Origin of the sequence: Mariniflexile sp. HNIBRBA6329 (assembly GCF_043558645.1) — a bacterium.
Taxonomy (GTDB): domain Bacteria; phylum Bacteroidota; class Bacteroidia; order Flavobacteriales; family Flavobacteriaceae; genus Mariniflexile.
Map to the genome: position 1 here is coordinate 146,838 of NZ_JBIFXS010000001.1, position 22,641 is coordinate 169,478.

The 22,641-nt window shown below is 33.7% G+C and carries 17 protein-coding genes; 6 read left to right on the forward strand and 11 right to left on the reverse strand.

What is annotated here, in order from left to right:
• Positions 1-145: 145 nt before the first annotated feature.
• Together ACGK9U_RS00630 and ACGK9U_RS00635 are read right to left on the reverse strand one after the other, a co-directional pair.
• Complete coding sequence (locus ACGK9U_RS00630; RefSeq protein WP_394464415.1) at positions 146-742, reverse strand: HupE/UreJ family protein; 597 nt, start codon at positions 740-742, stop codon at positions 146-148.
• Positions 743-778: 36 nt separating this feature from the next.
• On the reverse strand, positions 779-1,750 hold the full coding sequence (locus ACGK9U_RS00635; protein WP_394464416.1) for an NAD-dependent epimerase/dehydratase family protein: 972 nt from the start codon (positions 1,748-1,750) through the stop codon (positions 779-781).
• A gap of 155 nt (positions 1,751-1,905) precedes the next feature.
• Here ACGK9U_RS00635 and ACGK9U_RS00640 point away from each other — a divergent pair, with 155 nt between their 5' ends.
• Positions 1,906-2,424, forward strand: a complete 519-nt coding sequence (locus tag ACGK9U_RS00640; RefSeq protein ID WP_394464417.1) for a hypothetical protein — start codon at positions 1,906-1,908, stop codon at positions 2,422-2,424.
• A 59-nt stretch (positions 2,425-2,483) separates the two neighbouring features.
• On the opposite strand, the gene ACGK9U_RS00645 is transcribed toward ACGK9U_RS00640, so the two are convergent.
• The gene (locus ACGK9U_RS00645; RefSeq protein ID WP_394464418.1) at positions 2,484-3,197 is read right to left on the reverse strand and encodes a hypothetical protein; all 714 of its coding nucleotides are present in this window, start codon (positions 3,195-3,197) and stop codon (positions 2,484-2,486) included.
• 205 nt (positions 3,198-3,402) lie between these two features.
• Here ACGK9U_RS00645 and ACGK9U_RS00650 point away from each other — a divergent pair, with 205 nt between their 5' ends.
• On the forward strand, positions 3,403-3,867 hold the full coding sequence (locus ACGK9U_RS00650; RefSeq protein WP_394464419.1) for a CBS domain-containing protein: 465 nt from the start codon (positions 3,403-3,405) through the stop codon (positions 3,865-3,867).
• 5 nt (positions 3,868-3,872) lie between these two features.
• Here the strand turns inward: ACGK9U_RS00650 and ACGK9U_RS00655 are convergent, their stop codons facing one another.
• On the reverse strand, positions 3,873-4,223 hold the full coding sequence (locus tag ACGK9U_RS00655; RefSeq protein WP_394464420.1) for a hypothetical protein: 351 nt from the start codon (positions 4,221-4,223) through the stop codon (positions 3,873-3,875).
• Positions 4,224-4,417: 194 nt separating this feature from the next.
• Here ACGK9U_RS00655 and ACGK9U_RS00660 point away from each other — a divergent pair, with 194 nt between their 5' ends.
• Both ACGK9U_RS00660 and ACGK9U_RS00665 read left to right on the forward strand, forming a co-directional pair.
• Positions 4,418-4,750 (forward strand): single-stranded DNA-binding protein, encoded by a 333-nt coding sequence (locus tag ACGK9U_RS00660; RefSeq protein ID WP_394464422.1) that lies wholly within the window; start codon positions 4,418-4,420, stop codon positions 4,748-4,750.
• 152 nt (positions 4,751-4,902) lie between these two features.
• A complete protein-coding gene (locus ACGK9U_RS00665; RefSeq protein ID WP_394464423.1) occupies positions 4,903-7,293 on the forward strand; it encodes a 7TM diverse intracellular signaling domain-containing protein in 2,391 nt (796 codons plus the stop codon).
• Here the strand turns inward: ACGK9U_RS00665 and nadB are convergent.
• Positions 7,290-8,849 (reverse strand): L-aspartate oxidase, encoded by a 1,560-nt coding sequence (nadB, locus tag ACGK9U_RS00670; protein WP_394464424.1) that lies wholly within the window; start codon positions 8,847-8,849, stop codon positions 7,290-7,292. The genes ACGK9U_RS00665 and nadB overlap by 4 nt on opposite strands.
• A gap of 2 nt (positions 8,850-8,851) precedes the next feature.
• Complete coding sequence (nadA, locus tag ACGK9U_RS00675; RefSeq protein WP_394464425.1) at positions 8,852-9,778, reverse strand: quinolinate synthase NadA; 927 nt, start codon at positions 9,776-9,778, stop codon at positions 8,852-8,854.
• 353 nt (positions 9,779-10,131) lie between these two features.
• Between nadA and ACGK9U_RS00680 the strand changes: the two genes are divergently transcribed.
• Positions 10,132-12,720, forward strand: coding sequence for a phosphoenolpyruvate carboxylase (locus ACGK9U_RS00680; protein WP_394464426.1), 2,589 nt, complete (start codon positions 10,132-10,134; stop codon positions 12,718-12,720).
• 100 nt (positions 12,721-12,820) lie between these two features.
• Here ACGK9U_RS00680 and ACGK9U_RS00685 read toward each other — a convergent pair whose 3' ends face one another.
• The 5 genes from ACGK9U_RS00685 to ACGK9U_RS00705 all read right to left on the reverse strand — a co-directional run bounded on the left by ACGK9U_RS00685 (position 12,821) and on the right by ACGK9U_RS00705 (position 17,663).
• Positions 12,821-13,159 (reverse strand): P-II family nitrogen regulator, encoded by a 339-nt coding sequence (locus ACGK9U_RS00685; RefSeq protein ID WP_394464427.1) that lies wholly within the window; start codon positions 13,157-13,159, stop codon positions 12,821-12,823.
• Between the two features lie 233 nt (positions 13,160-13,392).
• Positions 13,393-14,619 carry an ammonium transporter gene (locus ACGK9U_RS00690; RefSeq protein ID WP_394464428.1) on the reverse strand — a complete coding sequence of 409 codons (1,227 nt, stop codon included), beginning with the start codon at positions 14,617-14,619 and terminating at the stop codon, positions 13,393-13,395.
• A 24-nt stretch (positions 14,620-14,643) separates the two neighbouring features.
• Positions 14,644-14,982 (reverse strand): P-II family nitrogen regulator, encoded by a 339-nt coding sequence (locus ACGK9U_RS00695; protein ID WP_394464429.1) that lies wholly within the window; start codon positions 14,980-14,982, stop codon positions 14,644-14,646.
• Positions 14,983-15,266: 284 nt separating this feature from the next.
• Positions 15,267-16,571, reverse strand: coding sequence for an ammonium transporter (locus ACGK9U_RS00700; RefSeq protein ID WP_394464430.1), 1,305 nt, complete (start codon positions 16,569-16,571; stop codon positions 15,267-15,269).
• Positions 16,572-16,676: 105 nt separating this feature from the next.
• Positions 16,677-17,663, reverse strand: a complete 987-nt coding sequence (locus ACGK9U_RS00705; protein WP_394464431.1) for an outer membrane beta-barrel protein — start codon at positions 17,661-17,663, stop codon at positions 16,677-16,679.
• Between the two features lie 461 nt (positions 17,664-18,124).
• Between ACGK9U_RS00705 and gltB the strand changes: the two genes are divergently transcribed.
• A complete protein-coding gene (gene gltB, locus ACGK9U_RS00710) occupies positions 18,125-22,639 on the forward strand; it encodes a glutamate synthase large subunit (RefSeq protein WP_394464432.1) in 4,515 nt (1,504 codons plus the stop codon).
• Positions 22,640-22,641 lie beyond the last annotated feature (2 nt).

The following is a 22,641-nucleotide window of genomic DNA, read 5'->3' on the forward strand; positions in this document are numbered from 1 at the left end:
TTTACGAAAATTTGTATTGCAATGGGATGTTTTTGTTTGAAATTGCCCGTGTGCGTTAGGGATTGAAGTAAGCTACCGTGTAGCGCGTAAAGCTCGACCTAGTTCCTGAACTTGTTTCAGGATAAAGGTAACGCCCTAATTATTTTTACATCCCTACCAAAAACTCACTATGAAGTATCATAGGAATGACCAAGCCGACTACGATGGCGGATATTACCATGATCCAATCGCGTTTGTTGAACCTGAAGATGGTTTGCATGATGTAACCTAAAAGCAGGACCACAAATACGATGATTATTTGCGCCAACTCAATACCTAAGGCAAATTCGAATAGCAATATTAGTTTGTTGTCGGAATCTGAAAGTAGCATTTTAAATTCGCGAGCAAACCCTAAACCGTGTATTAAACCAAAGAATAAGGTCGATAGAAATAATATGCCTATTTTTTCTTTTTGCGCGCCTTTGCCCGATGTAAATACATTGAAAAGCGCGACCACCAATATGGTAATTGGTATCAAAAATTCTACCATTTGTGCTTTTACGCTTATAATCCCATAGGCTGCTAAAATAAGCGACAATGTATGCCCGAGCGTGAAAATGGAAACTAATAATAACACGCGTTTCCAATCTTTAAACATGTAAGGAACGGTTAAAACGATAAGAAATAACACGTGGTCGTAGGCATTTATATCAAGTACGTGGTTGATACCATATTGTACGTTAAACCAAAAATTTTCGAACATAATACTATTAGGATTTAGGGAAAACCAAATATACAATTATTTAGATTTGTTTAACGCAGAGCTATAATTTTTATTGAGTTGCATAAGCATCTCTTGGGTAATGTTTTCTAGATTAAAAAGGTGTTTCCATTTCCAATCTTGTCTAGCATAGGAATCGTTTATGCTTTTGGGCCAACTGTTTGCTATATCTTGCCTATAATCTGGCGCATACGTTATTTTAAATTCTGGTATATGCTTTTTTATAGATTCGGCTATTTGTTTTGGGGTGAAACTTATGGCTGCCAAATTGTAAGACGATCTTATTTTAACGTTCTCTTTGCTTGCCATCATAACATCTACGGTTGCTTTAATGGCATCGTCCATATACATCATAGGAAGTTCAGTGCCTTCTTTTAAAAAGCAATTGTAGGATTTGTTTTTTATGGCTTCATGATATATCTCTACAGCATAATCGGTAGTACCGCCACCAGGTAATGTTTTCCAACTTATAATACCTGGATAACGCAAACTTCGCACATCTACTCCGTATTTATTATGATAATATTCACACCAGCGTTCGCCCACTTGCTTTGTTATACCATAAACAGTAGATGGCTCCATAATAGTATATTGAGGCGTGTATTCTTTAGGTGTTGTAGATCCAAAAACCGCTATACTTGATGGCCAAAATACTTTTTTAATAAATTTTGCACGCGCTAGGTTTAACACATGAAAAAGCGATTCCATATTTAAATCCCAAGCTTTCATAGGGTATTTTTCACCTGTGGCACTTAACATGGCTGCCATTAAGTAAACGGTGTCGATTTTATATTTTTCTACACATACTTTGATGCTTGCATAGTTTTGTGCATCAACAATTTCGAAAATTCCAGAATTAACAATATCTAAATTACTGTAACTAATATCGCTTGCTATAACATTTGAATCGCCATACAACTCTCTTAGTTTAAACGTTAATTCAGACCCTATTTGACCACAAGCTCCAATTATTAGTATTTTAGACTTCATTTAAAAACAATATTTATATTGATTTGTCAAAAATAATAAGTTTTTATTGATAATTTTTCATTAAATATTTAAAATATTGTTAATATGATTTATCAGTATGCAATCAAAAAAGAAACGAATGGTATATATTTGTGTTTTGTTTTACACCTTTACCAATGAATATTAAAGTTTTAAGTGTTTTATCCCTTTTAGTTATGGTTTTTTCTTGTAAAAAAAATCAAGAGACTGTTGAGCCTACCACCATTAAACCGAATGATAGTTTGGAGATTAAAGCCAAGGACATTTCAAAAATTAAATACACCGATTACATTTTAGACACCAGAGTTGAGGAAAAAATAACTCATTGGAATTATTACAAAGAACTACACGAGGTTGTAAACAATGTAAAAAAAGCCGATTTAACTTATTTTAAAAACAACGACAAAGAAATTAGGGAACTACTTATCAACTTAAAACAGTCTATACCACTGGAAGTAAATAGTGCTTCCGTTATGGCGAGAATTACGGCTTTAGAAACAAAACTTTTAAAATTAGAGAGTCTTTCAAATTTAGATACCACTTCCAAAACCGAATTACTTACTACCATTAAAGAGTTTTTGGTAGCATTTTCTAATTTCAATTTACAAATGAACAAGAAAATAGAAAACGATAATATTATTATTGAAAAACCTTAAAAAATAAAAAAGCGACAAACACTACATAATGTTTGCCGCCTTTTGGGTATTTAGTTTAGTTAGTTTTTAGGTTGAGCAGCTTGAGCTTGCATGACTTGTTTTTGTCTTAACAATTCATTTTTAGTTAGCTGAATTAAATTGAAATTTGGTGATGTTTTTAATGTTGCATCTAAAATATCAACAGCGGCATCAATATTTGCTTTTTTATCTTTATTGTATGTAGACAATGCATTTAAATACATAAAAGCCGATTTTAATGGCACTTCATAAGGCGTTTGTGTTTCGTAAAACGCTTTTTTCATATCGTCTTTAGCATTTGCCAAACCGTAAGTAATATGTTTATCGGCCTCTGCTATTTTTTGTGTTTGCAAACAAAGTTCAGCCAATTCGTAAGCAATTAATGCGTTTGGATTTCTTTTAAACATCTCTTCAAACTGCCCAATTGCAAGTTCTGGTTGTTTTACAGCTTTTAATGATATGGCTTTTACTTCAATAGCAATATCCGAATCGTCAACCAATCTTTCATAACCTATTGTATTTAAAGCTTGCATGTATTTATCTTCACTCATATAAATATAAGCTAAGGTATCCATTCTTGCCGGCGAAGGCGCTAAAACATTCAAATGCGTCATAGCGTTTATAATCCCTTGCACATCTCCTTGCTTTTTCATTTGCTTGTAATAAGCTTCATAATGCTTTAATAAATCAGAGTTACTTTGTGCACTCACTGCAAAACCGGTAACCAATAATGCCAATACAAATAATCTTTTCATTGATAAAATTAATTTTAAAGCGCTAAAACTATAAAAAATTAACATTTAAACTATTAAAAACGCATCAATTATTTTAGTTTTTTTCAATAAACAACTAATTACAATACATAACCACATAAAACTAATTCTTATTTTAAAATGAAAAATTGCATTATTAGGAAAGTTTAAAAAAAATAAGTACATTAGGTTTATTAAATATAAAATTATGGGAATTAAAAGTTTTTTAGCCTCAAGAAAAAATCAGCAAAAGACCACTACAGACATGCCGCTTAAGGTAAGTGATTATATGTCTACAAACCTGATAACATTTAAATCTGAGGAGCTTATAGAAAATGTTATTGATTCTTTAATTAAGAATAGAATTTCTGGTGGACCGGTTGTAAACGACAGACATGAGCTTGTTGGCATTATATCTGAAGGCGATTGTATTAAACAAATAAGTGAAAGTAGATACCATAATTTACCAATGGAAAATAACACTGTTGAAAAATGCATGGTAAAAAATGTTGAAACCATAGACGGAAACATGAATATTTTTGATGCTGCCAATAAGTTTTTGGAATCTAAACGCAGACGTTTCCCTATTGTAGAAAACGGAAAACTAGTGGGTCAAATTAGTCAGAAAGACATACTGAAAGCTGCTATTGCTTTAAAAGGACATACTTGGTAATAAAGTTAGCTTTCTCTTTTTACCAAGGCATAATATTCATCTTCCAAGGGTAAATAGCCTTGATCGTAAACAAAATAATAAACCGTACCAGCTTTTGTAGTATAGGTGCTTGTAAAAAAATTAAAATCAAAACCATGCTGAATAAGCTTTGTTCGCGTGGTTTTTGTTTTTTGTTCGGGGTTTAAAGTTTCTAAAATGCGCCAGTTTTTCCTAAGCCTATTGTTTATATTTCTAATTAGGTTTTTAGAATCTTTATTTATGGTGTTGTTATAGGCATTTCTACAATAATCGCTACAAAATTTTTTGTCGCTTCTTCCAAGTAGTTTTTCACCACATTCCAAACAAACTTTGTTCATTTAATTTGTATTTTATTTAAAAGTATAAAATTCCATTATATTGTACAAATAAAACGATTTAAACGACTACAAATAATTACAAACGAACACAAACGTTTACTAACCGATTATAATTTTTAAACCATCGGATCTTTGCCTTGTCGAAACATAAGAACTCGATAGTATTAACTGTTTAACGATTAAAAATTAAAATTATGAACACACTTAGAAACAAAGTACAGTTGATTGGTAACTTAGGAAACGATCCGGAAATCATCAATTTAGAATCTGGTAAAACATTAGCAAAATTTGCTATTGCAACAAACGAAAGCTACACCAATACCAAAGGTGAAAAAATTACAGATACGCAATGGCACAATGTTGTAGCTTGGGGAAAAACAGCACAAATAGTTGAAAAATATGTAACCAAAGGCAAAGAAGTTGCAATTGAAGGCAAACTTACTTCCCGCAGTTATGACGATAAAGATGGTAATAAACGCTATATTACCGAGGTCGTATGTAGTGAATTATTGTTACTTGGCAATTAATAAAATTATATAGAAAGGATCATTACTCAATGATCCTTTCTATATTTTATCGATTAAATACACTTTTAATCGCTATAAAGCATATATTTATATTTAAAAAGGTAATAAAAGTAAAAGTTTTATTTAATTTTGATTCTATCAATTCTCTCAAAATGAAACACGTATTACTTTTCCTGTATTTTATTAGCTCTTTTTTATACTCCCAAAAAATCACTTTTGATCCACAAAAAAGTAATAATGAATTATACAAATTTGCCGAATTTTCAAATGTTGGTAATTTAAACCTTGATATAAAAGACATAATAAACGATTCTAAATTAGAATATTCCCATTTAGATTCCGATAATCATAGCGTCGGTTTTACTTCAGATAATTATTGGGTTCGTTTCAAAATAAAAAACAGCTCTGAAAACAGTAAGGTATATTATTTAGAAACTGCAAGACCTATAACAGATGTTGCCAATTTATACCAAATAAACAATAACAACATACAAGCGTTTAAAAGTGGAGACCAAATTGCTTTTAAAGACAAACAAGTTAGCCATAGGTCTACCGTTTTTAAGTTAACCTTACCGCCACAAGAAACGCAACAGGTATATATACACCTAAAAAGTGATGGAGAAACCATAAACTTACCATTGAATCTTTATTCGGAATACGAGTTTTTATTAATGAACTATAAACAGCAGCTATTTTTAGGTTTGTTTTATGGTTTACTTTTTTTAGCCGGCATTATATATTTGTTTTTCTATTCTAGTTTAAAGGAAAAAGCGTTCTTTTATTACGGCTTATATGTATTTTCAATCGCCTTTATGCAAGCTGCTTTAGATGGTTTTATACACGAATTTATACTTCCTAATGCAGGATTTATTAATAGCAGAGCTGTATTAATTACAGCGCTACTTTCAAATTTATTTTTATTAAAGTACTGTGAACACTTTTTAAGGGTAAACCAAACTTTAAAAAATTTAAACAAAGGTTTTACTATTATTTATGGCATCATAGTGGTGCTTTTCTTAATGGTTATTATAAGTCCTGCGACACTAAAATTAGCATACCCTTTAAGTAACTTAAACGGTCTTTTTAGTTTGCTTTTAATTTTAGTAACCATATTTACAATGCGCCATAAAAGCATTAAAATTGACCCTTATTTCTCTTTTGGTATTTTGTTTTTAGTTATCGGGTTGTTAGGCTTTGTTATGAATAATTTGAGTTTACTACCTAATAATTTCTTAACACTTAACAGTGCCAAATTCGGTTCTGGTTTTGAGGTTATTTTCCTTTCGTTATCTATGACCAATCTTATTAGGCAATTACGATTGGAAAAGGAAAGATCGCAACTAGATGCTCTAAAGAAATCAGAAGAAATAAGCCAGTTAAAAACCTACTTCATGTCTAATATGAGTCATGAATTAAGGACCCCTATTAATGCCATTATGGGCATTGCAGAACATGAATTGGCAACACAAAAAAATAACGAAAATAGAAAACCGTATGAGATTATAAAAAATGCATCTTTAAGTTTACTAAGTAACGTTAACGATATTATAGACTTTGAAAAAATTGAAAATAACGAGCTTCAATTATTTTCCGATAATTTTAATCCTTCTATAAAATTAAATCAAATAAGTAACAATTGGAAAGCAGAAGCTCAAAGAAAAGGATTAGAATACACGTTTGAAATGGATCCTGAAATTCCGTCAACCATATATACAGATGCCGAACGCTTTGTTCAAATTATAAATAATATCTTGTCAAATGCTATAAAATATACCGAAACAGGAGGTGTATTATTCAAACTTAGTTGTTTAAAGCAGCCTAATGATTTGTACCGTTTTTCTTTTCAAATATCTGATACAGGAGTAGGTATTCCGCCCGAAGCAAGAGAAATTATTTTTGACAGTTTCAGCCAGATGAAACTCGATCATAAAAGACAATTTGGAGGCATTGGTTTAGGACTTACCATAGTTAAGCACATTGTTAAATTATTTGGAGGCACCATAAAAATTGAAAGTGAACTTAATAAAGGTACCGATGTTTTTATCGATTTAATAGTAAAAAGTATTGTAAAAGAACGTATTGTTGTAACATCTGAAACCAATAATGATAAGCCATTACATATCCTTATTGTTGAGGACAACAAGCTAAACCAAATGGTTATGCGAAAAATATTAAGTAGTCTTCCTAAAGTGAGTTTTGCTGTTGCAAATAATGGTCAAGAAGCCATTGATGCTTTAAAAAAGGATATATATGATATTGTTTTGATGGATTTACAAATGCCCATTATGGATGGCTACGAAGCGACTCGTATTATAAGAAGTGGCGAATTAGGCAGCTCAATAAACAGCATCCCTATTATTGCCGTTACGGCAGATGCGATGCAGGAAACCAAAAAACGTGTTTTAGATTTAGGGATGAACGACTACATGACCAAACCTGTTGACAGAGACCTTTTATCCAAAAAAATATATGCTTGTAGTTTTGATAGAAATAGTAAGGATGATAAAAATAAGAAGGATGATAAAAATTTAAAAATCGCCTAATCTTTTACATTATCAATATTGTAATAGCCCCCTTTGTTTTCAGTTCTATTTAAAGATTGTTTTACAATTAAATGCGATACATTAATCATATTTCTCAACTCACAAAGAGATGTTGATATTTTAGATTCTTTATAAAGCTCTTCAACTTCATTATGAATTAAATCTAAATGCTTTATTGCTCTTTTTAATCGTTTATTACTTCTTACAATACCTACATAATCGCGCATTAAAGCCTGCATTTGTTTCAAATTGTGCTTTACTAAAATGTGCTCTTTTGGAATGGTTGTACCCTCATCGTTCCAATCTGGGATTATAACTTCAACTGGTTTATAATCATTTTCACTATGGTGTTTAAAAATATTATGAGCATACACCAAAGCCTCTAATAACGAATTGGAAGCAAGCCTATTAGCCCCATGCAAGCCTGTGCGTGAACATTCACCACACGCAAACAAATTGGCAATGCTTGTTCTTCCTTTTATATCAACATCTATTCCACCACATAAATAATGAGACGCAGGTACCACGGGAATCCAATCGGTATCAATTTTAATATGATGTTCTAAACACTTATTATAAATGTTGGGAAAATGATTTTTAAAAGCATCCATATCTAAATGGGTACAATCTAAATATACATGCGGATCTCCAGATTTTTTAAGTTCGCTATCAATACTTTGCGACACAATATCTCTGGAAGCTAGTTCTGCACGATCATCATAATCTAACATAAAACGATGTCCCGACTTGTTTCGTAAATACGCCCCAAAACCTCTTACTGCCTCAGAAATTAAAAAAGATGATTCGCCTTTAGCTTCATATAAAGCTGTTGGATGAAATTGCACAAACTCCATATCCTTAATTTCTGCCTTAGCCCTATAGGCCATAGCTACACCATCGCCTGTTGCAATTATAGGGTTGGTAGTATGCCCATAAACGCATCCTATACCTCCAGAGGCTAAGAGTGTACTATTTGCTTTAATCGTAAAAATCTTATCTGTTTTTTGGTCGAACACATAAGCTCCGTAACAAGATAATTTTTCGGATGTATCGTTAGCAATATGATGATTGGTAACCAAATCAATCGCAAAATGATGAGGCAAAATACTAATGTTTGGCAATTGGTGTGCACGCTTAAGTAATGCACGCTCAATCTCATAACCTGTGATATCTTTATGGTGTATTATTCTATATTCAGAATGCCCTCCTTCTTTTCCTAAATCTAATTCGCCACTGGCATCCAAATCAAAATTGGCACCCCAAAGCATGAGTTCTTCCAACCGCTTAGGACCTTCTTCAATAACCATTTTAACCACTTCCTCATCACATAAGCCATCGCCTGCAATAAGCGTATCTTCAATGTGTTTATTAAAAGAATCCTTTTCAGCATCTAAAACAACCGCAACACCACCTTGTGCATACTTGGTATTCGATTCGTCTTCATTAGCTTTGGTTACAATAACGACGCTTCTGTTGGGGAATTTTTCAGCTATTTTAACCGAAAAAGTTAACCCAGCAATTCCTGAACCAATGACTAAATAGTTTGCTTCAATCATTTTTATTTAGATAATTCTAACATGCGTTCTATAGGCAATAACGCACGCACTCTTATATCTTCCGGCACTTCTATTTGAGGTGTTTCGTTAAGTAAACAATCGTATAATTTTTGTAGTGTATTCATTTTCATAAAATGACATTCGCTGCAAGCACAGGTATTATCTTCAACTGCTGGTGCAGGAATTAATTCTGTGTTAGGCATTTCCAACTGCATTTTATGTAAAATACCTGCTTCGGTAGCTACAATAAATTTTTCTTCTGGGTGTGCTTTTACAAAATTTATCATTCCAGAAGTAGAGCCAATATAGGTTGCTGTATCTAAAATATGCTCTTCCGATTCTGGATGAGCAATAATTTTATGCTCTGGATATTTTTTATGAAGTTCAATTAATTTATCAATAGAAAAAGCTTCGTGCACAATACAACTTCCATCCCAAAGTAGTAAATCCCTTCCCGTTTGTTTTGCTACGTAATGCCCTAAGTTTTTATCGGGCGCAAATATAATAGGAGTCTCTTTTGGCACCGATTCTACAATTTTTATGGCGTTTGATGAGGTACAAACAATATCACTTAATGCTTTAATTTCTGCTGAACAGTTTACATAAGTAATCACCACATGGTCTGGATGGGCTTTTGTGAATTTCTCAAAAGTATCTGGCGGACAAGAATCGGCCAAGGAACACCCTGCCTTTAAATCAGGCAAAACCACCATTTTGGTTGGGTTTAATATTTTAGCAGTTTCTGCCATAAAATGAACACCTGCAAATACAATAATATCAGCATCAGTTTCAGCGGCTTTTTGCGATAACTGTAAACTATCACCAACATAATCGGCAATATCTTGTATTTCTGCAACTTGATAATAATGCGCAAGTATTACTGCATTTTTCTCTTCTTTTAAACGCTTTATTTCTTTTACTAAGTCCATGTAATTCTATTAATCTTCAACATTTTACACGAGAAAAGGCTCCCATGTAATTTCAAATATTATACAAATATCTTAATTAAAATTGTATTGAACTGAGATTAACCAAAAAAATGAATCAAAATTAAGAACAAACGAATCTATAATCAATTCTTTGAAATACTTTCAAACAAAAGCCTTATAAATAAATTAATTTCTAAAAACTGAGGTTATAAAGATTCATATTAAATCGCTATTTTTTTAATTATTCACAATAAGAATTCGGTAAATAACAAAAATTGATAAATCTTTAGAAATTCCATGTTCATTTATTAAAGCTTCCTTACTTTTATGCTTAATTTTCAATAGAACTCCTTATGTCTGTAGAGCCTAAATTAACACGATTCAAACAAAATGTACTGTCTAAATACCAAATATACAACAGTATATTTATGACATTGCCTTTTGATGCAATAACAAAAACAGGAGCGCTGCTTCCTTTATTTCATGAAACCTGCGAAAAAGGTTTTAAAAATGGTGATGATCCAACAACTATTGTTGACACCTTTTTTAAGAAATACCAAGGAAGACGTACTAAAGAAAGCCAAATAAATCTGCTTTTTAGATTTATTCAATATATAGAGCGCCAAGTGGTTTTATTTGATGCAGTTGAAGACGCCGCTTTCCCTATTGTAAACAACATGGAAGGCATTGGTACTTTAAGAAACCTTAAAGAATCGGCTGTTTCTAGCAACAATTTGGAAGCCTTACAAAACTACCTTGAAGAATTTAAGGTACGTATTGTATTAACGGCACATCCAACACAATTTTACCCTGGATCGGTACTTGGAATAATTACCGATTTAACCGAAGCTATTAAGAAAAACAATCTGTCTGAAATTAACAACTTGTTTGCCCAATTAGGAAAAACGCCTTTCTTTAAACGAGAAAAACCAACTCCGTACGACGAAGCAAAAAGTTTAATATGGTATTTGGAAAATGTTTTCTATCAATCTTTTGGAGAAATTTACAATTACATCCAACAAAATATTTATGATGATGGTAAAAAACATAACGAAATCATCAACATTGGTTTTTGGCCAGGTGGCGACCGCGATGGAAACCCGTTTGTAAAACCAGATACGACGATTCGTGTAGCTAAAAAACTAAAACAAGCTATCTTGAAAAAGTATTATGCCGACTTAAAAAACTTAAGACGTAAACTTACTTTTAGAGGTGTTGAAGAACGCGTAATTCGCTTGGAAACCATTCTTTACAACTATAGCATCAACTTAAATTACCCTGAAGCTATTACATCAAAAGAATTGCTAAAAGAATTATTGGATATTAGAAGCGTTATAGAAAAAGAACACCAATCGCTTTACGTTTCTGAAATTAATAGTTTAATAAACAGAATCCACTTGTTCGGGTACAACTTTGCAACTTTAGATATTAGACAAGACAGCCGCATTCACCATTCGGTATTTACAACGGTTATCGACCATTTAATTAGCTTAGGAAACACATCATTCCCTAAAAATTATCACGATTTATCGGAAGCAGAACAAATTAAAATTTTATCGGAAGTTAAAGATATCTCTGTGGATATTAATGTGTTTGAAGACGAAATGGTTTTTAATACTTTAAAAACCATTGAAGCCATTAAAGAAATACAACAGACTAACGGAGAGCGTGGTGCTAATAGATATATTATTAGTAATAACCAAACAGCTTTAAATATGATGCAACTTTTTGCGATGCTTAAAATTGTAGCCTTTAAAGATGAATTAACTGTTGATGTTGTACCGCTTTTTGAAACCATTACCGATTTAGAAAATGCGCCCGCTGTTATGGAGCAGCTATATACGAACCCAGCATACATGGCACATTTAAAAAGCCGTGGAAACAAACAAACCATCATGCTAGGTTTCTCTGACGGGACAAAAGATGGTGGGTATTTAATGGCAAACTGGGGTATTTATACCGCTAAAGAACTACTTACCGAAATGTCTAGAAAATACGGTATAACTGCCATATTTTTTGATGGACGTGGTGGACCACCAGCACGTGGAGGTGGAAAAACACATCAATTTTATGCTTCGTTAGGACCAAAAATTGAAGATAAAGAAGTTCAACTTACTATTCAAGGGCAAACTATTAGCTCTAATTTTGGGACTTTAGATTCGTCTCAATACAACTTAGAACAATTGATAAGTTCTGGTATGTTTAACCGATTAGGAAAAGAAAAACACGAACTGTCTGATGAAGATAGAACGGTAATGAACGATTTGGCCGAAACTAGCTACCAAGCATATAAAGATTTTAAAAGTCACCCAATGTTCATCCCATATTTGGAACGCATGAGTACTTTAAAATACTATGCAAAAACCAATATTGGCAGTAGACCTTCAAAAAGAGGGACTTCGGACAAATTGGTGTTTTCAGATTTAAGAGCGATTCCTTTTGTGGGATCGTGGAGCCAGTTGAAACAAAATGTTCCTGGGTTTTTTGGTGTAGGAACTGCATTGAAAAAATATGAAGAAAAAGGTGAATTCCATAAAGTAGAAGCACTTTACAAGAATTCTAAATTCTTTAAAACATTGCTTGAGAACAGCATGATGAGTTTAACGAAATCCTTTTTCGATTTAACCAAATACATGTCTAAAGACGAAGAGTTTGGAGCCTTTTGGAATATTATTTACGCCGAATACATCTCAACCAAAACCTTACTGTTAAAACTTACAGGTTACGAGCAATTAATGGAAAATGAGCCTTCTGGAAGAGCATCCATTGAGGTTAGGGAATCTATTGTTTTGCCTTTGTTAACCATACAACAGTATGCGCTTAAAAAGATTCAAGAGCTAGAAAAAGAAGATGTTAAAGACGTTGAGCAAATAAAGATTTTTGAAAAGATAGTAACACGTTCTCTTTTTGGAAATATTAATGCAAGTAGAAATTCGGCTTAATTTTAATAGCTAAACATAGAATTTTAAATAAACAAAAGGCTGTCTAAAAATTTAGACAGCCTTTTGCTTTACCTAGCTTTAAGCTAATTAAAATGGAAACTTAGTTTAAAGTGTCTCCACCTTTTTCTCCTGTTCTAATTCTATAAGATTCTTCTATATTAGATACAAATATTTTACCATCGCCCACATTTCCGGTAGCTGCAGATTTAAGAATTGCTTGTATGGTAGCTTCTTCAAAACCATCATTAACTACTATAGATAAATGTCTGCGTTGAATATCGCTTGTACTATAAGAAATTCCCCTGTACACATGTCCTTCTTTTTCGTTTCCTATTCCTGTAACATCCCAATAAGAAAAAAAGTTCACACCAACTTCCTGTAATGCATCTTTAACTAGTGTAAATCTAGACTTTCTAATAATTGCTTCAATTTTTTTCATCTGTTAATATTTATTGTTATTAGTGGTCAGATGCAATGCCCCCAACTATCATATAGGTTGGATTTGTAATTTTTGTTAGTGGGCATTTCATAATCACTCTTTTAAAAAGTTTAATCAAAGTTAAATAAATATTGATAATATTTTTAAAGTGTTGAAAATATTATGCAATAAAAAAGAGGTACTCTGCAAAAGCAGAATACCTCTTTTTCCTTTTAATATAGTATACTTATAGATTAATGCTCATTCAATCTGAAGTCTGGATAAGCATCCATTCCGTGTTCGTGTGCATCCAATCCTTCTAATTCTTCTTTTTCAGAAACGCGTATTCCCATTGTTTTCTTAAGCGCATAAATGATTATAAAAGCTGTTACCAAGCAGAAAACTGCATAACAAGCAACACCTATTAACTGCGTTAAGAAACTGTGCTCTGGGTTTGTTGAAAATATACCAACTGCTAAAGTTCCCCAAATACCACATACAAGGTGAACAGCAATAGCACCAACAGGATCGTCTAGTTTTAGTTTGTTATCTATAAAACTTACCGCTAAAACAATTAAAGCACCAGCAACAGCACCTATAATGATAGCACTTGTTGGACTAACAACATCGGCTCCAGCTGTAATACCCACTAAACCGCCTAATATACCATTTAAGAACATGGTTAAATCTAAGTTTTTATACATAGCAGTGGATACTAACATAGCAACCACCCCACCAGCCGAAGCAGCCAAACAAGTAGTTACTAAAGTTACTGATGTTAATGCTGGATCTGCAGAAAGCACAGAACCTCCATTAAATCCGAACCATCCTAACCATAAGATTAAAACACCAGCTGTAGCTAAAGGAATATTGTGCCCAGGAATTGCTTGCGCTTTACCTTCTTTAAATTTACCAATACGAGGGCCTAATAAACAAACAGCAACAACAGCTGCCCATCCACCTACAGAGTGTACTAAAGTAGAACCTGCAAAGTCATAGAAACCCATTGCATCTAAAAATCCACCGCCCCATTTCCAAGATCCTGCAATTGGGTAAACCAACCCTACATATATTACTGTAAAAATCATGAATGGTACAATTTTAACACGCTCTGCAACGGCTCCTGAAACAATAGTAGCAGCAGTAGCAGCAAACATTCCTTGGAATAAGAAATCTGTCCAATATGTATAACCTTCATTATATGTTAAATCCAAAGCACCTTCAGCTGTTAATGGTGAATCTAAACCAAAACCAGCAAAACCAAAAAAGCCATTAAACTCTCCTGGATACATTAAATTGAAACCTATTAAGCAGTATAATAATAAGCCTATAGTAATTATAAAAATATTTTTAAATAAAATATTTATAGTGTTTTTTTGTCTTGTTAATCCTATTTCCAATAAAGAAAATCCAAGGTGCATAAAAAACACTAGTGCTGTACAGATCATCATCCATACGTTATTTGTAGTAAGTAATTCCATAATATTATTCAGTTTAGATGTTTATTATTTTAAAGTATCCCCGCCTTTTTCTCCTGTTCTTATTCGGTAACATTCTTTGACATCAGATACAAAGATTTTACCATCTCCCACTTCGCCAGTTCCTGCCGAACGAAGAATTGCCTGTATAGTGATTTCTTCAAAATCATCATTTACAACAATTGCTATATGTCTACGCTGGATATCACTTGTACTATATGACACACCACGATATACATGCCCCTCTTTTTCGTTTCCAATACCAGTAACATCCCAGTAAGAGAAAAAATTGACTCCAACTTCATGCAACGCTTCTTTAACCACACGATATTTGGATTTTCTAATAATTGCTTCGATTTTTTTCATAATATTAAAATTTGAAATTTGAAAACCCAAAAGTAAAAAATAAATTTAAAAAGGGGTATAATATAGGGGTATAGGTTTTAAGAAATAACAAAATAACAAAATGACCCCTAAAATTTTAGGGATACTTTTTCAAATAAAGCTTTTTTTGTTAAATATGATACCGTAAATATTTGTTTCAATCCAAAATCAGCACAAGCTCCATACATTCTAATAGGAATTCTAACAACTAAAAAAGCCTTATTAAAATTAATAAGGCTTTTTTAAATTTATTATTTGTAAAATAGTTATTCTATTTCTCTTTGTCTCTTACCAGGGTAAGCTAATGAACCATGCTCAGAAATATCTAAACCAGCTATTTCTTCAGCTTCAGACACTCTTAAACCTATAGTCTTTTTCAAAATAAGCAAGAAGATGTATGACAATCCTATAGACCAAACAGCATAAGCTAAAACTCCAATAGCTTGAGCACCTAATTGAGCAGCACCTCCACCATTAAACAAACCAATACCAGTATCACCATCAACACCCCAAAGACCTATTACTAAAGTTCCCCAAGCACCAGCTACACCATGTACAGAAATTGCACCTACAGCATCATCCACTTTTAAAGTTTTTTCAACAAATCCAATAGAGAATACTACAAGTAAACCACCTATTAAACCAGCTAATATAGCGCCGCCTTCTGTCATATTACCACAACCAGCAGTAATACTTACTAGACCAGCAAGTGAACCGTTTAAAGTCATTCCTAAATTTGGTTTTCCATTTTTAAACCAAGTAAATAATAACGCTGCAATAGCACCTGCTGAAGCAGCTAAATTGGTTACAAGCACTACTTGAGAAGCTGCTGTAGCATCATCGCCACCCCAAGCTAATTGAGAACCACCGTTAAAACCAAACCATCCTAACCAAAGGATAAATACACCCAAAGTAGCGTACATTTGGTTATGACCGTGCATTTCAATAGGTTTACCGTTTAAGAATTTTCCAATTCTTGGTCCAACCATCCAAGCAGCAACCAATGCCGCCCATCCACCTACAGAGTGCACAATGGAAGACCCAGCAAAATCGATAAATTCAGCAGGCATAATACCATCGGTATTATTCAACCAGCCACCATTCCATTCCCATCCACCAGCTATTGGGTAAATAAGCGCAGTCATGATAATACTGAAAATAGCATATGTTGTATATTTAGTTCTTCCTGCGATAGCTCCAGAAACTATAGTGGCTGCAGTAGCAGCAAATACAGTTTGGAAGAATAAATCGGCAGCGCCTTGAGAGAAAGTAAAACCTCCCCAGTGCAAGAAACCTCCTGAAGCATCAGCTCCATACATTAAAGAATACCCAACAAACCAGAAAGCCAAAGAGCCAACTGCGATGTCTAAGAAATTTTTCATAGCGATGTTTACCGCATTTTTTGAATCGGTCATTCCAGATTCAACTAAGAAAAATCCAGCTTGCATGAAGAACACTAAGATACCAGAAATAAGCATCCAAAGCATTCCCATATCACCTTTCACTGATTCTGCTAGAGCTTCCACAGCTGAGGCATCCTGAAACATTAGGGTTATGTTTAATAAAGACATAATAATTAAGTTTTAAGGGTTAGTATAAGAAAACAAAGCAATTAAGTAGTTAATTAAGCAATTGCTTTGTTTCCCCTAAATTTGATTGGTTGTTTTTTTCTTTTCTTAGAAAGAATAGATAGCAGCTAAAGTAAATGCAGCTAAGTTATCTGAAGCAGCTCCATCATTATCTAAATAAGGCATAGCATTACTCCAAGAATCTAATCTTATCTCAGGCTTGATAATCAAGTTTTCCAAAGCGTAACTCCCTGTTAAGGTAAGCCCTAAAACGCTTGGCAAATCATCACCATCTTCAACATGGAATCCAAAAAGCTCACCTCTTAAACCTAAACTAAATGAATCAGAAGTAGCTAACTGTGGATATAATGCCGCTCCATAAAATCCAGAACCATCGTTATCTTGATAAGCAGCATTGATACCTAAGAAGAAAGAATCAGTTACATCAAAACCACCTGTATAATCTATTTCGAATCCAAGAACCTCTTTATCGTCGTAATATAGATTTAAAAATTGACCAGCATATCCTAATTGAGCACCTAATGCATACCCACCTGTCATGTTGTTGTTAACATCTGTTGGATTCATAAATGCCAGCATTAAGCTAAAATCTTCAGATAAAGCAAAGTCAGCTTTTAAACCAACCATTGAAAAAGGTCCGCTTGAAAACAAATAAGATGTACTGTAGTTAAAATTAGCGACTGGAGAAATCACCTCATAACCAAGGTAAGTGTTCCAACGACCCATTGTTAGTTTGGTGCTTTCTGACACATTCCAGTAAGCATATAATTGATTGATATATAAGTCAGGGCCATCACCAGCTGCTTGGGTACCTTTAGTCCCAAAAGCCAAATCTGCTACTGCTCCTGTTTTTTCTCCTTCATAAGATGCTATAATATTTGCCATACCTAAAGCAAAACCAGTTTGATCTGCAAACGATGTTCCAAAAGGAATATAATTATTATCTGGAGACGTTAGATATGTTTGATAATAAGCATCAACACTACCACTAATTGTAAGCGCTGGTTTACTTTCTTCTTGTGCAAATAAAACCGTTGCCGTAAAAAGCATTGAAAGGGTAAGTAATTTTTTCATAATGTTTAAATTTTAAGTTATTAATCTTGGTTATGTTCCTTAAGAATGCCGTAAAACTATATTAAAAAATCTTAACCCCCTCAAAAAATAGGGGTTCGATTAAAATTTTTATGAATATTTCATTTTTAACCCTATTTTTTGGTGGGTAATATGTAATTTTTTATTTTTTTTGATTATTTGCTAAACCACAGATTTGAATTATTGTCAGTATTTTCTAATTTTTAATGATTTTATTATTATGATTACGGGTAATTGTTGCCATTAATTAAGTTATCCTTATTTATACTATAATAATAGGTGTTGAATATTTATTAAAAAATGACTTTATTATTAACATATAATTATTTTTAGTTAAACTTCACTTCTAAAATCGAAATAATGAATTGCCCTCTATTGTTATTCAAAAACAAGGTCATATCTTAGCACTTCAACTCAAGTTTTTAAACCAATAATTGCTGATTATGCTGAAGAAACAAGGAATGTATTTGCCTGAATTTGAACACGAAAACTGTGGTGCAGGTTTTATTTGTAATCTTAAAGGAGAGAAAACAAATCAAATTATCCACGATGCGTTAGAAATTCTAGTAAAGTTAGAGCACCGTGGTGGTGTAAGTGCTGATGGAAAAACTGGTGATGGCGCCGGTTTGTTAATTGATATTCCTCACGATTATTTCAAACGTGTATGTAATTTTGCCATTCCTGCGCAAAGAGAATACGCGGTAGGTATGGTATTTTTGCCTAAAGTACCTAACCAATATCAATACTGTAAAAACACCTTTGAAAAGGAAATAAAAGCTCAAGGGCTTACTATATTAGGATGGAGACAAGTACCTGTAGATTCATCGCAGCTAGGAGAAATAGCTGCTGCTTCAGAGCCTAACATAGAGCAAATATTTATAGGTAAAACAAATGATATTACCGAAGCTGTTTTTAAAGCCAAATTGTACGCTGCTCGTAAAATCACCGAACATACTATTAGAGAGTCTAAAATATCTGAAAGCGGTTATTTTTACTTGCCAAGTTTATCTACTACAACCCTTATCTACAAAGGCATCATCATGCCTGAAGATATTGGGCCGTATTATACCGATTTACAACAAATAGATTTGGTAACCCGTTTAGCACTGGTTCACCAACGTTTCTCTACCAACACGATGCCTACTTGGGAACTGGCACAACCGTTCCGTTTTATGTGTCAGAATGGCGAGATCAACACGCTGCGTGGTAACGTAAGTAGAATGCGTGTGCGTGAAGAAATCATGAAAAGCGAGGTTTTCGGTCCGCAAATAGAAAAATTATTCCCAATTATATTACCAGGAAAATCAGATTCTGCATCTATGGATATGGTGGTTGAACTGCTAACGCATACCGACAGATCATTACCAGAAATTATGATGATGATGATTCCTGAAGCTTGGGAAAAACATAAAACCATGTCTGAAGAGCGTAAAGCTTTTTACGAATACAATGCATGTATTATGGAAGCTTGGGATGGCCCTGCTTCTGTACCGTTTACAGATGGTGATTATATTGGAGCTTTATTGGATAGAAACGGATTAAGACCTTCTAGATATACCATTACAAAAAGCGGTAAATTAATCATGGCATCAGAAATTGGTGTTGTTGATATTGCTCCTGAAGACGTGGAAAGACATGGTAGATTGGAGCCAGGAAAAATGTTCTTGGTAGACATGAACGAAGGACGTATTATTGAAGATGAAGAAATTAAAAGTAAAATTGTTTCTGAAAGACCTTACAAAGAATGGTTAAGCAAGACACGTTTACACTTAAAAGACGTTCCTTATACTAATGAAACTTGCCCAATAGAAACCATTGATATCAAAACACGTCAACGTTTATTCAATTATACGTTTGAAGATATTCAGGAAGTTATCACTCCTATGGCAGTTTCAGGTAAAGAGGCTTTAGGTTCCATGGGTATAGATACACCCTTGGCAGTATTGTCTGATAGACCACAACTTATATCAAACTATTTCAAACAACTGTTTGCGCAAGTTACCAATCCGCCTTTAGATGGTATTCGTGAAGAAATTGTTACCGATATTGCCTTAAACTTAGGAAAAGACAGAAACATTTTCAGCATTACTGAAAGACAATGTAGAAAACTAAGAATTCAAAATCCAGTTATTTCTAACGCCGATTTAGAAAAAATTAGAAGCATTTCCATAGAAGCGTTTAAAGCTGAAACCATTCATATTTTATATCCAAAAGAACAAGGACTTAATGGTCTTGAAGATGCTTTAGAAGATATGATAACTCAAGTTTCTAAAGCTATCGATAGAGGTGTAAACATCATCATTCTTTCTGATAGAGGTGTTAATAAAGATTTTGCACCAATTCCTGCGCTTTTAGCTTGTTCTTATGTAAACCACCAAATGAACCGTTTACGTAAGCGTTCTTATTTCGATATCATTATCGAATCTGCTGAACCACGTGAGCCGCATCATTTTGCTACTTTATTTGGTTATGGTGCTAGTGCCATCAACCCGTATATGGTAAACGAAATCATCCGTTCACAAGTAAAAGAAGGTTTCATTACAGGTATGGACGAAGATAAAGCGGTTAACAACTTTAACAAAGCTATCGGGTCTGGTATCTTAAAAATTATGAATAAAATTGGAATCTCTACACTTCATTCGTACAGAGGTTCTCAAATTTTCGAAATAGTAGGTTTCAATTCTGCTTTTGTAGAAAAATATTTCCCATATACCGCTTCAAGAATTGAAGGTATTGGTTTATATGAAATTGAAAAAGAAATTAATGAACGTTACAAATATGCATATCCAAACAATTTAATTGACAAACGTTTGGGCTTAAATATTGGTGGCGATTACAGATGGAGACGTAATGGAGAACGCCATATGTTCAACCCAACTACCGTTTCTAAATTACAACAAGCTGTTCGATTAAGCGACCAAGCTAGTTATGATGTCTATGCAAAGGCCATAAACGAGCAGTCTGAAAATTTAATGACCATTCGTGGTTTATTTGAATTTGATAAACTAGATCCAATTCCATTGGAAGAAGTAGAACCTTGGACAGAAATCGTGAAACGTTTCAAAACGGGAGCCATGTCTTACGGATCTATTTCTAGAGAAGCCCACGAAAACTTAGCCATTGCCATGAACCGTATTGGAGGAAAATCCAATTCTGGTGAAGGTGGTGAAGATAGAAAACGTTTCCATCCAGATTTAAATGGCGATAGCCGTAACTCTGCTATCAAGCAAGTTGCTTCGGGGCGTTTTGGTGTAACTTCTCATTATTTAACCAATGCGAAGGAGATTCAAATTAAAATGGCTCAGGGAGCTAAACCTGGTGAAGGTGGCCAATTACCTGGTGAAAAAGTATTACCATGGATTGCTGCGGCACGTAACTCAACCCCATTTGTTGGATTGATTTCACCACCACCTCATCACGATATATATTCAATTGAAGATTTAGCACAATTAATTTTCGACTTGAAAAATGCAAATCGAGAAGCTAGAATTAATGTTAAATTAGTATCTGAAGTTGGTGTCGGTACCATTGCTGCCGGTGTAGCAAAGGCCAAAGCCGATGTGGTATTAATTGCTGGTTACGATGGTGGTACAGGAGCTTCTCCATTAACATCATTGAAACACGCAGGTTTACCTTGGGAACTTGGTTTGGCAGAAGCACAACAAACATTGGTTTTAAACAACCTAAGAAGTAGAATAGTTGTAGAATGTGATGGCCAATTAAAAACAGGTCGTGATGTTGCTATCGCTGCATTATTAGGTGCTGAAGAATTTGGTTTTGCAACTGCACCTTTAGTAGCTTCAGGATGTATCATGATGCGTAAGTGTCACTTAAATACATGTCCTGTTGGTATCGCAACCCAAGATAAAGAATTGCGTAAAAACTTTAAAGGTACACCAGAACACGTTATTAACTTCTTCTTCTATATCGCTGAAGAATTAAGAGGTATTATGGCGCAATTAGGGTTTAGAACGCTAGCTGAAATGGTTGGACAAACTCATAAAATTAACGCTAACAAAGCTATTAACCACTATAAAGCTAAAGGGCTGGACTTATCTGCTATTCTGCACCGTCCGGAAGCTTATAAATTAATGACTGTTAAGAATACCGAAAAACAAGATCATAATTTAGATGAAGTTCTTGATTTTACCATATTAAAAGATTCTCACAGAGCTTTATATAGAAAAGAAAAAATGACTTTAGCTTATCCAATTCACAATACAGATCGTACCGTTGGAGCTATCGTTAGTAACGAAATTTCTAAAATTTACGGTCATTTAGGTTTGCCAGAAGACACCCTCAATATAAACTTTACAGGTTCTGCTGGACAAAGTTTTGGAGCTTTTGGCGCCAATGGTTTAACGTTCACTTTAGAAGGAAACACAAACGATTATTTAGGAAAAGGATTATCCGGTGCTAAATTAATTGTGAAAAAACCTGTTAAAGCTGATTTTATCGCAGAAAACAACATCATTATTGGTAACGTTTGTTTATTCGGCGCTATTCAAGGTGAAGCTTATATAAACGGAATTGCTGGCGAGCGTTTTGCCGTTAGAAACTCTGGTGCTATTACCGTTGTAGAAGGTGTTGGAGATCACGGTTGTGAGTATATGACTGGTGGTAAAGTAGTTGTTCTTGGTAAAACAGGAAGAAACTTTGCTGCAGGTATGAGTGGTGGTATTGCTTATGTGTACGACCCTGAAAATAAATTCACAAACGGATTGTGTAATACCGAATCTATAGAATTTGAAGAGGTTTTAAATGAAGATGCCCAAGATTTAAAAGCATTAATTGAAAAACACGTTCTATATACAAATAGTAACCGAGGTAAAGAATTATTAGCAAACTGGGAAACTAGCTTGAAAAACTTCGTAAAAGTAATGCCTACCGAATACAAACGTGCATTAAAACGTTTAGAGACTGAAGAACAAATGGTAGAAGAACTAACAATAGCATAATG